11 protein-coding genes are annotated in these 13,643 nt (G+C 62.8%); all 11 read left to right on the forward strand.

Going from position 1 to position 13,643, the window contains the following annotated elements; translation table 11 throughout:
• Window positions 1-36 precede the first annotated feature (36 nt).
• The 11 genes from FF124_RS07820 to FF124_RS07870 all read left to right on the forward strand — a co-directional run bounded on the left by FF124_RS07820 (window position 37) and on the right by FF124_RS07870 (window position 13,580).
• Window positions 37-759 (forward strand): response regulator, encoded by a 723-nt coding sequence (locus FF124_RS07820; RefSeq protein WP_138747939.1) that lies wholly within the window; start codon window positions 37-39, stop codon window positions 757-759.
• Window positions 756-2,168, forward strand: coding sequence for an ATP-binding protein (locus FF124_RS07825; RefSeq protein WP_138747940.1), 1,413 nt, complete (start codon window positions 756-758; stop codon window positions 2,166-2,168). Before FF124_RS07820 ends, FF124_RS07825 begins: the two co-directional genes overlap by 4 nt.
• Window positions 2,169-2,932: 764 nt before the next feature.
• A complete protein-coding gene (locus FF124_RS07830) occupies window positions 2,933-4,024 on the forward strand; it encodes a GntR family transcriptional regulator (RefSeq protein WP_138747941.1) in 1,092 nt (363 codons plus the stop codon).
• 79 nt (window positions 4,025-4,103) lie between these two features.
• Complete coding sequence (locus FF124_RS07835; protein ID WP_138747942.1) at window positions 4,104-5,369, forward strand: Gfo/Idh/MocA family protein; 1,266 nt, start codon at window positions 4,104-4,106, stop codon at window positions 5,367-5,369.
• On the forward strand, window positions 5,366-6,925 hold the full coding sequence (locus FF124_RS07840; protein WP_138747943.1) for a PHP domain-containing protein: 1,560 nt from the start codon (window positions 5,366-5,368) through the stop codon (window positions 6,923-6,925). The genes FF124_RS07835 and FF124_RS07840 overlap by 4 nt, the downstream gene beginning before the upstream one ends.
• A gap of 169 nt (window positions 6,926-7,094) precedes the next feature.
• Window positions 7,095-8,363, forward strand: a complete 1,269-nt coding sequence (locus tag FF124_RS07845; protein WP_138747944.1) for an ABC transporter substrate-binding protein — start codon at window positions 7,095-7,097, stop codon at window positions 8,361-8,363.
• Between the two features lie 70 nt (window positions 8,364-8,433).
• Entirely contained in the window at window positions 8,434-9,378 is a 945-nt protein-coding gene (locus FF124_RS07850) for a carbohydrate ABC transporter permease (RefSeq protein WP_138747945.1), read from the forward strand.
• Entirely contained in the window at window positions 9,375-10,208 is an 834-nt protein-coding gene (locus FF124_RS07855) for a carbohydrate ABC transporter permease (RefSeq protein ID WP_138747946.1), read from the forward strand. The genes FF124_RS07850 and FF124_RS07855 overlap by 4 nt, the downstream gene beginning before the upstream one ends.
• Before the next feature lie 4 nt (window positions 10,209-10,212).
• Window positions 10,213-11,214, forward strand: coding sequence for an ABC transporter ATP-binding protein (locus FF124_RS07860; RefSeq protein ID WP_138747947.1), 1,002 nt, complete (start codon window positions 10,213-10,215; stop codon window positions 11,212-11,214).
• A gap of 12 nt (window positions 11,215-11,226) precedes the next feature.
• Window positions 11,227-12,201, forward strand: coding sequence for a carbohydrate kinase family protein (locus tag FF124_RS07865; RefSeq protein WP_138747948.1), 975 nt, complete (start codon window positions 11,227-11,229; stop codon window positions 12,199-12,201).
• Complete coding sequence (locus FF124_RS07870) at window positions 12,180-13,580, forward strand: sulfatase family protein (RefSeq protein WP_138747949.1); 1,401 nt, start codon at window positions 12,180-12,182, stop codon at window positions 13,578-13,580. The genes FF124_RS07865 and FF124_RS07870 overlap by 22 nt, the downstream gene beginning before the upstream one ends.
• Window positions 13,581-13,643: the final 63 nt, after the last annotated feature.

The raw sequence follows: 13,643 nt of genomic DNA on the forward strand, positions 1-13,643 counted from the left end.
GCGCAACGGCTCGCGTGACTGCGCTAAGGTGAGGCTATGAACAAGGAACCGCACATCCTGATCGTCGACGATCACCGGGAAATCCGCGATGCCGTGCAGAGCTATCTGCAGAAGAACGGCTATCGGGCGACAGCCGTGCGCGATGCAAATGAGATGGACGAAAAGCTGCGCGGCGGCAATTTCGACCTGATCGTGCTCGACGTGATGATGCCGGGCGAGGACGGCATTTCCGTCTGCCGCCGGCTGAGCGCCGAGGGCAGCGTGCCGATCCTGATGCTGACCGCGCTCGGCGAGGAGACCGACCGGATCATCGGCCTCGAGGTCGGGGCGGATGACTATCTGCCGAAACCCTTCAACCCGCGCGAGCTTCTGGCGCGCATCCGCGCCATCCTGCGCCGCGCGGAGCGCCAGCCCAAGCTTTCCGGCGCGCCTGCCGGCGAAAGACTGCGCTTCGCCGACTGGACGCTCGACACGGACACACGCCGCCTGACGGCCGATGACGGGCGCGAAGAGGTGCTGACGACGGCGGATTTCCGGCTTCTGACCGTGCTTCTCGCGCGTCCGCGCTTCGTTCTGAGCCGCGAACAGCTTCTCGACGCCACCTCCGGCCGCAGTGCCCATGTGTTCGACCGCACCATCGACAACCAGATCAGCCGCCTTCGCCGCAAGATCGAGCCGGATCCGGCGAGCCCCGCGATCATCGTGACGGTGCGCGGCGGCGGCTACTCGCTTGCCTGCGACGTGGAGCACGTGTCGTGAGAGCGCTTCTTCCCCGCACACTCCGCGGCCAGATCATCGCGCTCATCGTTGTGGCGCTGGCGATCGCGCAGGCGCTGACGCTTTGGCTCTTCGTCGACCAGCGCGCGCTCGCCGTGCGTTCGGCACTTGCCATCGAGGCGGCGGACCGGGCCGGCAGCACGGCCCGCCTGCTGGAGGACGCGCCGCAGGATCTCCGGTCCGAGATCCTGCAGGCGGCAAGTTCCTCGCTCGTGCGCTTCGCCATCGGCCCGGAGCCGTTGGTCACGAGCGAGACCGGCAGCGCCCCGAACTGGATCGAGCGGCGGATCCGCGCGGTTTTCGCAACCGACGATCCGCGCACCATCCGCGTCGACCTGCACACCGACCAGCCGCGGCCTTTGCCGCGCGCCGGGCCGGCTCCAGGACAGGGCCAGATGCACGGCATGGGCCAGATGCGGCCGCCCCCCGGCCAGCCGCCGGTGAGCGCGACGGCGCTCGACCTTTCGATAGCGCTTGCTGACGGAAGCTGGCTGAATGTCACCTCACGCTTTCGCGATCCGCCCTATCAATGGGTCTGGTCGGAAGCCCTGCCCTTTGCGCTGACGGCGGGCCTGCTGGCCATAGTCCTGTGGTTCGCCCTTGCGAGACTGACGGGGCCGCTGCGCTCGCTTGCAGGCGCGGCCGACAGGCTGGGCCGGGGGGAAGACGTCAAGCCGATCGCCGTCACCGGGCCTGAGGAAATGCGCCGGCTGGCCCTCTCCTTCAACGAGATGCAGGCGCGGCTCGACCGTTTCGTGCGCGAACGCACCCAACTGCTCGGCGCGCTCGGCCACGACCTGCGCTCGCCACTGACGGCGCTGAGGGTACGCGCGGAAATGGTGGATGACGAGGAGACCCGAGAGCGCATGATCGCCACGATCGAGGAAATGCGGGAAATGGTCGAGGCGACGCTCGCCTTCTCGCGCGGCATGGCCATGAACGAGCCTGTCGAGACGGTCAACCTCAAGACCTTTCTTGCCGGACTCGCACGGGAGCTCGGAGAGACGGGTCTGGCCGTGACGACAGGTCCAATCGAGGATGCAGAACTCCGGCTCCGGCCGCTTTCCATGCGCCGCGCGCTGCGCAACCTGATCGAAAACGCCGTGCGCTACGGTCACAGCGCCACGGTTTCCGCGACAAGGCACAACGGCTCCACCCTCATCTTGATCGATGATGAGGGACCGGGCATTGCGCAACAGGAGATGGACCGGGTGTTCGAACCCTTCGTGCGGCTCGAGACGTCGCGGTCGCGCGAGACGGGCGGCGTCGGCCTTGGCCTGTCGATTGCCCGCACCGCCATCCTTGCGCATGGCGGCGGGATCGCTCTTGAAAACCGGCCGGAAGGCGGATTGCGGGTAACCGTCACCCTGCCGGTCTCTCCTTCCGCCTGAAGGGCCCTGGCGCAGCGGCCCGAAAATGGGAATCGATTTTCGGAAAGCACCATGCGTGGATTCAATAGGTTATGCGCGCACTTTGTGCATCCGAACGGTCGCACGACGCTCTATCGAACCGCGCAATCCGTCACAAAAACATCTCTTAATTGCATTATACCAGAAATACACCGCGCATCTTTTCTGACATTCTTCAGTTTAGACTTGATTTGATATCGCAATCATTTTATGAAAGCGATGTCTTACCGATTACAACCTCTCGATATCTCGAAAAGGGATACAAACTTCAGACGATTTTGACGGGTAAGCAAAATAGCAATAGGCTGCGTTAAGCAGCATTTATGTCTCTGGTTCTCCAGTCAATCGGGGGACCTGAAAATAAATTTCATTTCAATGACTGAAACGGGCTTCTTTTACGCCCTGGTCTCCAATTACACGTCAATTTCTAGAACTATTTTAACCCAAACTCCAAAAATACGTTATCTATCAAAACGAAGACTGTTTCATGAGATTTTTTCATTGCACTTATTGTGGCCATAAGCTGCGCGTCAGGCAGCCCATGTGCTCACAATGCTATCAACCGACGCCGATATACAACCGCTTGCGCTTCTGGCTCATCCTTGGACTGGTCGCGATTGCCGCCTTCGCCTTGTCCCTGATCGTCTAGCATTTCGCCGAAAAGACCGGCATTTCGATCTTGCCGCGTCGCCGCGCTTCCAGCCGCATCGCTTGCCTTGGGTTCAATTTATACTCATAATACCCGGATGCAAAGCAAGACAAAACAGGTCATCGCCGCGATCGGCCGCTGGACGGAGCAGAAAATCGCAAGCGCCGAACCCGGCGAGCGCCTTCCGACCATACGCTACCTGATGCGCGAATTCGGCACCGCCCAGCGCACGGTCGAGGCCGCGCTGAAGCCGTTTCTCGAAGACGGGCTTTTGATCGCCCGTCCCGGCGCAGGCATCGTCGTTGCCGGAGATCCGCAAGAGGCCGCGCAAGAAAACTACGCCGCCGACCTTCTGATCCTCTATCGTAACTCCGATAGCCGTCTGGCGCGCGTCACACTCCAGGAGGTTGCCGCGCGACTGAAGGCTGCCGGCTCCTCGGTGCTGCAGCTCGGCTTTTCCAGCGACGGCCAGGCGATTGATGTGCTGGAACGGATCGGGCGGTTCCGCGCCTGCCTCATACAGGTGAATTTCGAAATCCTGACGGTTGCCTTTCTGGCCGCGCTTCACCGCCAGGCCGACCACATTGTCATTGACGGGGTCTCGGCAACCGGCATCGATGTCGACGCGATCGGCACCAATTGGCGGGAAGCGCTGTCGATCGCCTTCCGCGCGGTGCGGGAGAACGGCCACGAAAAGATCGCCTTCCTGACGTCTGCCCATCACGCCCGCCAGATCGCCATGGCCCGGCGCGAGTTCGAACTGCTTGGCACCGCGCTTCCCGATCCCGCGCAGTGCTGGCTGATCGAGCTGAACGCCCTTCCCGGCAGCTATCAGATCAACGACATCGCCGAGGCGATCGGTCGCCATGCCGATGATGCGGGTCGGCTTCCCTTTACTGCGCTCATCGTCTGGGGCGTCGTCGAGGGCTTCATTCTCGAGCGCGCGCTTTTTGAACTCGGGCTCGAGGCCGGGCAGGACCTCAGCGTCATCATGCTCGGCAGTACGGATTTCCAGTCGGAACATCTCGGGCGCTTCGATGTGGTCGGCAACAGCCATGCGGAGAAGCTTGCCGTGTTCGAGCGGATCATCACGGAGCGGCTCGCCGACAGACCGCACGAGCCGCAGACCCATTACCTTCCGATTTCCCATGTGCGCCATGGCTCCGTCATCGATCTGTCCACCGATTGAGTACATATGATATTGTAGCCACATATATACTCAAATAGCATCCAATGCCGATGACAATGATCAAGTCCAGAGGCGTTGCATGCTCCACGAGCCGGTCCAGCAAAAAACAACAGGCGTCGCCATTATCGGCGCGGGCGAACGCGGCATTTATTATGTCGGCTCCCGCATGGCCGAGATTGCCGGCGAAACCGGCTTTCGCGTCGTTGGCGTCTTCGACCGGCTGCGGGACCGCGCGGGTTACGCCGCCGACCACCTGAACGCGCTTTACGGCAAGGCCGGCGTGCAACACGCCGTGCGCGTCTTTGCGAGCCTTGAGGATGCCGTATCCGACCCCGCCGTCGACCTCGTGGTGGTCACCACCCATACCAATGCCCACCGGGCTCCGGTGGAAGCAGCCATCGCCGCCGGCAAGCGCGTCTATCTCGACAAGCCGATCTCGGTGACGCTTGAGGATGCCGAGGCCATTCTGGCGGCTGAGCAGAAGGCCGGACAGCCGATGCTGATGGCTTTCACCCGGCGTTATGAAAAGCCCTGGGTGGAGACGGTGAAGCTCGCCCGTTCCGGCCGCATCGGCGATCCGCAGATGATCCTGCTGCGCTCGGTCATTCCCTACACCCGTTATCTGCAGCTTTGGCATCGCAAGCAGGCGCTTTCCGGCGGCGCGCTCAACGACAAATGCTCGCATCATTTCGACGTGCTGAACTGGGTCGCCGCATCCACGCCGGTCTCCGTCACCGCCGTCGGGGGCCGCAGCAATGTTTTCCCGCCGGATCCGAATGCGCCGGAACGCTGTTCGCTCTGCGACCGCGACTGTCCCTATCGCCGGCACGAAACGCTGGTCGACCGCTTCGAGGGTGCCGGCGCCGTCGCCAATGCAAGCTGGAGCGAGGCGGCGTTGATCGAGGACCGCAACGACACCTGTGTCTACCAGCCGGGCGCGGATATCGACGACCACGCCATCGTCACCATCCGTTATGCAAACGGCGTTTCGGCCTGTCTGTTCTTTGCCATTTTCGGCCCCTGGGCCGAGGATCAAGAGACGCTGGAAATCGTCGGTTCCTCCGGCCGCGTCCGCATGGAGCGCCATTCCGGCGAAATCGACATCGTCGAGGATTACGGCCGCAAGCACGGCACGCTCGGCTTTACCAATCCGGACCGGACCTCGACCCATTTCGGCGCCGATCTCGAACTCGTAAGGACGCTTCGCCGCTTCATGGATGGCGAAAAGCCGCCGGTCGGAATCGAAGACGGGCTGGCCTCGCTGCGCATCGTGCTCGCCGCGCAAAAATCCATCAAGAACGGCGGCATGCCGGTTGACCCGGCAACACAGGAATTTGCCCGATGACCAGACGCTTTCCCGAACGCCTAACCCCGCTCGCCGACCGGCTGGGCCTTGAGCCGCTTTATGGCGATATCCACAACCACTCGGCGCTGTCCTACGGCCATGGACGGCTGGACGACGCGCTGGCGCGCGCGGCGCTGCAGCTCGACTTCGTCTCCGTTACCGGTCATGCCGCCTGGCCGGACATGCCGGTCGACGTGCCGGAAGTGGCCCATATCGTCGACTTCCACGTCAAGGGTTTCGCGAAGCTGAAGGCCAACTGGAAAGACCATTTCGAGACGCTCTCAGCCTATGAAAATCCGGGACATTTCGCCGTTTTCCCCGGCTACGAAATCCACTCCTGCGAACATGGCGACTACACCATCGTCTATGCCGATCTTGACGTGGCGGAGCCGGAACTGGCCGATACGCCGGAAGATCTGAAGTCCGCGCTCAAGGCCACCAAGGGTGATCGGGCGCTCGCCTTCCCGCATCATATCGGTTACCGGCAGGGCGCGCGCGGCATCAATTGGGACACGTTCGATCCGGAACTCTCGCCCTTTGTCGAAATGTTTTCCATGCATGGCTGCGCCGAGGAATCGGAATCAGAGCGCTCCTACCTGCATTCCATGGGACCGGTGAACGGCGCCTCGACCATGCGCGCAGGGCTGAAGCGCGGCGCGGTCTTCGGCATCCTCGGCAATACCGACCACCACTCCGCCTATCCCGGCTCCTACGGCCATGGCCGCATGGCGGTCTATGCCGAGGGCAACGACCGCCATGCGATCTTCGCGGCGATGCGCGCGCGGCGCACCAATGCGCTGACCGGCGACAATATCCATCTTCTGACGGCAATCGGCGACACGGTTCAGGGCGGCATCACCGCGCCCTCTCCCGACACCGCACTCGAGATCGAGGCCATCGGCGGCGGTTTCATCGACATGATCGACGTCTTCCGCAACGGCGCGCTTTTTTCCCGCATCTCGCCCGAACTCGAGCCCGCCCCGGTTGACCCCGGCGACGGGGCCACGACGGAGACCATTCTCTACGTAGAACTCGGCTGGGGCGCGCGCGGCAAGAGCCACGACTGGACTGGAACACTCAACCTCGAAGGCGGCGAGATCCTGAGTGTCGAGCCGCGCTTCCGCGGCGCCGAAATCGTCTCGCCGCTGGAGGGCGAGGATGAGGCGGCGGTGCTGCCGACGCTCGACCTGACCGAAGGCAGGGTAACCTTTTCCGTCACCGCCGCGGCCAACCCCAACAATGTCACATCGGCCACGCAGGGCTTTGCCATTCGGCTGAAAGCGCCGCCGGAAGCAAGACTGAAGGCAGAACTTTCCGGCAAGGCGCTGGACATCGCGATTGAGGACCTTTTCGAAGGCGCGGTCTCGGGCAATCTCGGCCCGATCGACAGTCCCGCCTACCGGTTCCACGCCCTGCCCCGCCCCCACCAGTGGCAGTGGCAGGGCAGAATTCCGCTCGGCGCGTTTGAGGCCGGCGAGAACATCTATGTGCGACTGCGCGAGAAAACCGGCCAGATGGCCTGGACCTCGCCGATTTTCTGCAGAAAGGAGGCGTAATCGGACCAGTCAAACTGCGCGGGTCTTCGTACCGGCGTCAACCAGGCAATCGGGGCGGAATATCGCCGGATTGCCATCAGAAAGGAAAGGCCGACCGAAACAGGCGGTATTCCAACAAGCGGGAACTTTTCAAAACCGGTCCGCACAGCGACCGGAGGGAGAACAGGCAATGAAGCATTTCAAGACATTCACCGGCGTGCTGCTGGCCGCCAGCGCCCTGATGTCCGTTTCGGCGGGCGCCGTCGAACTCAACATCGTCCATGGCGCGATCGGCAAGGACAACGAGGTCCTGCGCAAGGAGCTCGACCGTTACCAGGAGATGACAGGCAACACGGTCAACATCGTCTCCATGCCGGAATCGACGACCGACCAGTTCGGCCAGTACAAGCTCTGGCTTTCGGCCAAGTCGCCGGATATCGACGTTTACCGCATCGACGTCATCGGCGCGCCGCAGCTGGCCGACCACTTTGTCGACCTGACCGAGGCGACCGCCGACATCATCGACCAGTTCGTTCCGGCATCGGTCGAATCCCAGACCGTCGACGGCAAGCTCGTGGCCCTGCCGATGTTCCTCGGCGCACCGGCGCTCTATTACCGCAAGGACCTTCTGGAAAAATACGACCGTCCGGTTCCCGAAACCTGGGACGAGATGACCGAAACGGCCAAGATCATCATGGATGGCGAGCGGGCTGAGGGCAATGGCGACATGTGGGGCTTCGTCTTCCAGGGCGCGCCCTATGAGGGGCTGACCTGCGACGGCCAGGAATGGATCTATTCCTATGGCGGCGGTCGCATCGTCGAGCTCGACGGCTCCATCGCCATCAACAACCCGGAAGCCGCCGAAGCGCTCAACATGGCGAAATCCTGGGTCGGCACGATCGCGCCGCAGGGCGTGCTCAACTACATGGAAGAGGATGCGCGTGGCGTGTTCCAGTCGGGCAACGCCGTCTTCATGCGCAACTGGAACTATGCCTATGCGCTGGCGGACGGTCCGGATTCCCCGGTCAAGGGCAAGTTCGACGTGACCACGCTGCCCGTCGGCGGCGAAGGCGACAGTTCGGCGGCCACGCTGGGCGGCTGGCATCTGGCCGTTTCCAAATATTCGCCGAACCAGGAAGAGGCGATCGAGCTGGTGAAGTATCTCAACAACTTCGAGAACCAGAAGGAACGCGCGATCGAGACCTCGCGTCCGCCGACCGTGACCGCCGTCTACGACGATCCGGAAGTGGCAGAAGCCCAGCCCTTCATCCCGCGCTGGAAGCCGGTCGTGCTCAACGCCCTGCCGCGTCCGTCCGCCGCAACCAAGCGCAAATATAACGAAGTCTCCTCGGAGTTCTGGACCGCCGTGCATGATACGCTTTCGGGCGACGGCACCGCCGAGCAGAACCTCGCCAAGCTGGAAGCAAAGCTGAAGCGCCTGCGCGGCAACGGCTGGTAAGATCGGCCGGCGCCGCGCGGCAAACGGCCGCGCGGCGCCGTCTCAACCAATGACAAGAAGGGAACGGAACATGGCAGAACCGGTCGAAAAATCGACCCTGTCACAACAGCGGGTGATGTCCGCCTGGGTCTTCCTGGCGCCGATGCTCGCGGTGCTTGCCGTGGTCGCGGTCTATCCGCTGGTCAAGACGATCTATTTCGGCTTCACCGACGCATCGATCGATTTTCCCGGCCAGGCGCAATGGGTCGGCTTCCGCAACTATCTCGAATATCTCGATTATGGCGGCGGCGAAGGCGAATATTACGGTCTTCTGGCCGATCCGGACTGGTGGCAGGCCGTCTGGAACACGCTGCGTTTCACCTTCTTCTCGGTGCTGTTCGAAACCATTTTCGGCATGGTCATCGCGCTCGTTCTCAATACCCAGTTCTTTGGCCGCTCGCTGGTGCGCGCCGCCGTGCTGATCCCCTGGGCGATCCCCACCATCGTCTCGGCCAAGATGTGGGCCTGGATGATGCATGACCAGTTCGGGATCCTGAACGACATGCTGATGAAGCTGCATATCATCTCAGAGCCCGTCGCCTGGACCGCCGATCCCGATACCGCAATGCTTGCCGTTTTGATCGTCGACATCTGGAAAACCACGCCCTTCATGGCGCTTCTGATCCTTGCCGGCCTGCAGATGGTGCCGAAGGACATGTATGAGGCGGCAAAGCTCGACGGCATTCATCCCGTCCGCGTGTTCCGCAAGGTCACCCTGCCGCTGATCATGCCGGCCGTTCTGGTGGCGATCGTCTTCCGCGCGCTCGATGCGCTGCGCGTCTTCGATATCGTCTATGTGCTGACCCCCAACAATGCCAATACGGCCACGATGTCGGTGTTCGCCCGAGAGAACCTGTTCGATTTCGATCGTTTCGCCTATGGCTCGGCGGCCTCCACGCTGCTGTTCCTGATCATTGCGCTGCTCACGATCGGCTTCATCCGCGCCACCCGCATGAACCTTGGAGGTGAGAGATGACCATTCCCGCTCCGATCAAGCGCATTGCGTTTTACGCGCTGGTCCTCGTCATCCTCGCCCAGGCGCTGTTTCCCTTCTACTACGCCGTCCTGACATCGCTGGAGAACGGACAGGCGCTGTTCGAGGTCAACTATCTGCCGAAGGCGATCACCTTCGCCAACTACGAACACATGCTGACCGATGGCGTGTTCGGCCACCAGATCTTCAATTCGATCTTCGTCGCCACCGTGGTCGTCATTTTCTCGCTGTTCCTCGGCGTCACCGCAGCCTTTGCCTTGAGCCGTATACGGTTCAGGGGACGCGGCATGCTGCTCTTCACCATTCTTTCGGTGTCGATGTTTCCGCAGATCGCCGTGCTTTCCGGCCTGTTCGAGCTGATCCGCGCCTTCGGCCTGTTCAACTCGCTGTGGTCGCTGGTCTTCTCCTACATGATCTTCACCCTGCCGTTTACGGTCTGGGTGCTGACCACCTTCATGCGCGACATGCCGATCGAGATCGAGGAGGCGGCGATCATGGACGGGGCCTCGTCGTTTACCATCATCCGCCGCATCTTCCTGCCGCTGATGTGGCCGGCAATGGTGACGACCGGGCTTCTCGCCTTCATCCATGCCTGGAACGAGTTCCTGTTCGCCCTCACCTTTCTGTCCACCGACAGCCAGCGCACCGTGCCGGTGGCGATCGCGATGATCTCGGGCCTTTCCGAATTCGAGGTGCCGTGGGGCAATATCATGGCGGCGTCCGTGATCGTCACGGTGCCGCTGATCGCGCTCGTCCTCGTCTTCCAGCGCAAAATCGTTTCCGGCCTGACCGCCGGCGCCGTGAAAGGATAGTCTCATGGCCTCCATCGAACTTAACAAGATCTGCAAGTCCTTCGGCCATGTCGAGGTGCTGAAGGATATCGACCTCACCCTCGAAAAGGGCGAATTCATCGTCTTCGTCGGCCCCTCGGGTTGCGGCAAGTCCACGTTGCTGCGGCTGATCGCCGGCCTGGAGGATATCTCCGGCGGCGACCTGATGATCGATGGCGCGCGCGTCAACAACGTGCTGCCGGCAAAGCGCGGCATCTCCATGGTGTTCCAGTCCTATGCGCTTTATCCGCATATGACGGTCTACGAGAACATGGCCTTCGGCCTGGAACAGGCCAAGCTCGACAAGGCCGAGGCCGACAAGCGCATTCGCGAGGCCGCCGAGATGCTGCAGATCACGCCCTATCTCGACCGCAAGCCCCGCCAGCTTTCCGGTGGCCAGCGCCAGCGCGTCGCCATTGGCCGGGCGATCACCCGCCAGCCGCGCATCTTCCTGTTCGACGAGCCGCTGTCGAACCTCGACGCGGCACTCCGGGTCGATACCCGCATCGAGATCGCGGCGCTCCACAAACGCATGAAGGGCGTGACCATGATCTATGTGACCCATGATCAGGTCGAGGCGATGACGCTTGCCGACCGGATCGTGGTGCTGAACGCCGGCCGGGTGGAACAAGTCGGCACGCCGATGGATCTCTACATGAAGCCCGCCAGCCGTTTCGTCGCCGAATTCATCGGCTCGCCGCGCATGAATGTGATCGAGGGCGAGATCGCGGAGAATTTCGGCGCGGCGGCCTGCGGCATCCGCCCGGAACATCTCGCAATTTCCCGTGAAGACGGCCGCTGGGCCGGCAAGGTTCTGCTGTCCGAAGAGCTCGGCAGCGACACCTTCGTCCATGTCGAGACCGAGGATGCCGGCATGCTGAATGTGCGCGCTCCCGGCGCGCAGGATTTTTCAGCCGGCGAGACCGTCTATGTGACGCCGGACGAGGCGGCGCTGCACCGTTTCGACAAGGCGGGCGTCGCGGTTTAGGAGGCGAGCGATATGAACAGCAGCTTCAGGCCATCCGACGCGCCGTGCCCGATCGCGGTCATCGGCAATGCCAATCTCGACCTCGTCACCGGCAGCGTCGCCGATTGGCCGGAATGGGGAACGGAGGTGTTTCTGGACAAGTCCGATTTCCGCATCGGCGGCTCGGCGGCCAATACCGCGCTCGTGCTGCAGCGCCTCGGCCAGACCGTCGGCCTCGTCTCGGCAACCGGCAGCGATGCCGCGGGCGCAATGATCACGCGGCAGTTCTCCGGCCCGCTCGACAGGGTCGCGACCCGGCCCGGCCCGACCTCGATCTCCGTCGGCGTGCTGCAGACCGGCGGCGAGCGCAGTTTCTTTTCCACCAACGGCCATCTCGACGGGCTCGATGCCGCCTATTTTTCCGGCGCTCTTGAGGACTGGCCGCTGACAGGCGCGATCGCGCTCGTTTCCGGCGGTTTCGCCCTGCCGGGACTTTTCGACGAGCATACGGCCTTTCTTGAGCGCCTGAGGGCGCGCGGCGCGACCATCGCCATTGACCCCGGCTGGCCGGGCGAAGGCTGGAGCGATGCCGCAATCACCAAAGCCCGCGAATGGGTTAGCCTTGCCGACCATATCCTTCTCAACGACAAGGAAGTCCTTGGCCTTTCCGGCGAGAAGACCGTGCATGCCGCCTGCCGCGCGCTCAGCCCCTATATGCGTCCCGACGCCACCCTCGTCGTCAAGCGCGGCGCGGAAGGCGCTGCCTGCTACCATGCCCGGGACTACCTGGTCGAACATGCCGAGCCGCTCGCGGTGATCGACACGGTCGGCGCCGGCGATGCCTTCAATGCCGGCTATCTGGGCGCCGTCGCGGAAGGCGCCTCAGATCGTGCGGCGCTTCGGCGCGGCATTGATGTGGCCGGCGCGGTGATCAGCGAATTTCCCCGCAGTTCCGCCCCCCTCAGCCTTCAACGGAGCCAGCCATCATGCGCAATATCCTCCTTCTGATCGCCGACGATCTGGGGCGCATGACCGGCTGCTACGGCGAGACGGCGATCGCGACGCCCAATATCGACCGGCTTGCGGCAAGCGGCACGCGTTTCGACATGGCCTTCACCTCGACCGCCTCATGCTCAGCCAGCCGGTCGGTGATCTATACGGGGCTCCACACCCACGAAACCGGGCAATACGGCCTCAACCACGACCACCACCATTTCATGACCTTTGACCATGTGGAGACCGCGCCGGCGCTTTTGAACGCCGCCGGCATGAAGACCGGTATCATCGGCAAAATCCATGTCGGCCCGGATGCGGTCTATCCCTGGCAGGTGCGCGCGGAAAGCTGGGAGCGCGACGTACGCTGGGCCGCCGACAAGGCATCGGCCTTCTTCCACAGCGCCAGGGCTGAACAAAAATCCTTCTTCCTCACCATCGGCTTCATCGATCCGCACCGGGATGAAACCCGTGGCGGCTTCGGCAATGACCGCGCCTATCCCGACGTCGAGGATCGCGTCTTTGCGCCGGAAGACGTCACCGTGCCGCCCTTCCTGACCGACCTGCCGGAGGTGCGGCGGGAGCTTGCCGATTATTATCGCTCGATCCATCGCCTCGACCAGGGCGTCGGCGTGGTGCTGGAGGAGTTGGAGCGTTCCGGCCTTGCCGATGAGACGCTCGTCGTCTTCCTGTCCGACAATGGTTCGCCCTTCCTCAATTCCAAGACCACGCTTTACGATGCCGGCGTGCACCTGCCGCTGATCATCCGCAAGCCCGGCGGGCGGGCGGGCGTTCAAAACCCCAATCTGGTCTCCTTCACCGATATCCTGCCAACCTTTCTCGACTGGGCGGGCCACAAGCCCTCGCCCGGCGCGCGTAAGGGCCGCTCGCTGCTGCCGATCCTGGAGGCCGAGACGCTTGAGGACGACTGGCAAGCCGTGTTCGGCTCGCATACCTTCCACGAGGTGACGAATTACTGGCCGACGCGCTTCATGCGGACCACGCGCTACAAATACCACCGCAATGTCGCCTGGCAGCTCGATTTTCCCTTCTCCGGCGATCTTTACGGCTCGCTGACCTGGGAGGGGATCCGCAATCAGGACCCGGCAATGATCGGTGGTCGCTCGGTGAAAGACTATGTCCGCCGTCCGCCGGAGGAGCTTTACGATCTGGAGGCAGATCCGCACGAAGTAAACAATCTGGCCGGCGACCCGGCCCATCGCGACCGGCTGATTGAGATGCGCGCCGCGACCGAGGCCTGGCAGCGCGAAACCGGCGACCCATGGCTCTATCGCGACGGCGTGTCGCTCCGGGCCATCGAGAAACACCTTGAGGCCGGCATGGCCGTGCCCGACCGGTTCGACTTCGACCCGGATAATCCGGCATCGCGCTAGCCGATCTGATTTACAAAGCCATTGCTTTGAAAAGGCGGGGCCGCTATACGGGTCGGGTGACAC

The sequence above is a fragment of the Martelella lutilitoris genome (assembly GCF_005924265.1).
GTDB lineage: Bacteria > Pseudomonadota > Alphaproteobacteria > Rhizobiales > Rhizobiaceae > Martelella > Martelella lutilitoris.

Bases quoted from the DNA above. Each gene is read 5' to 3' on its own strand.
- FF124_RS07820 (WP_138747939.1), top strand. From the start codon at position 37: ATGAACAAGGAACCGCACATCCTGATCGTCGACGATCACCGGGAAATC.
- FF124_RS07830 (WP_138747941.1), top strand. From the start codon at position 2,933: ATGCAAAGCAAGACAAAACAGGTCATCGCCGCGATCGGCCGCTGGACG.
- FF124_RS07835 (WP_138747942.1), top strand. From the start codon at position 4,104: ATGCTCCACGAGCCGGTCCAGCAAAAAACAACAGGCGTCGCCATTATC.
- FF124_RS07840 (WP_138747943.1), top strand. From the start codon at position 5,366: ATGACCAGACGCTTTCCCGAACGCCTAACCCCGCTCGCCGACCGGCTG.
- FF124_RS07845 (WP_138747944.1), top strand. From the start codon at position 7,095: ATGAAGCATTTCAAGACATTCACCGGCGTGCTGCTGGCCGCCAGCGCC.
- FF124_RS07850 (WP_138747945.1), top strand. From the start codon at position 8,434: ATGGCAGAACCGGTCGAAAAATCGACCCTGTCACAACAGCGGGTGATG.
- FF124_RS07855 (WP_138747946.1), top strand. From the start codon at position 9,375: ATGACCATTCCCGCTCCGATCAAGCGCATTGCGTTTTACGCGCTGGTC.
- FF124_RS07860 (WP_138747947.1), top strand. From the start codon at position 10,213: ATGGCCTCCATCGAACTTAACAAGATCTGCAAGTCCTTCGGCCATGTC.
- FF124_RS07865 (WP_138747948.1), top strand. From the start codon at position 11,227: ATGAACAGCAGCTTCAGGCCATCCGACGCGCCGTGCCCGATCGCGGTC.
- FF124_RS07870 (WP_138747949.1), top strand. From the start codon at position 12,180: ATGCGCAATATCCTCCTTCTGATCGCCGACGATCTGGGGCGCATGACC.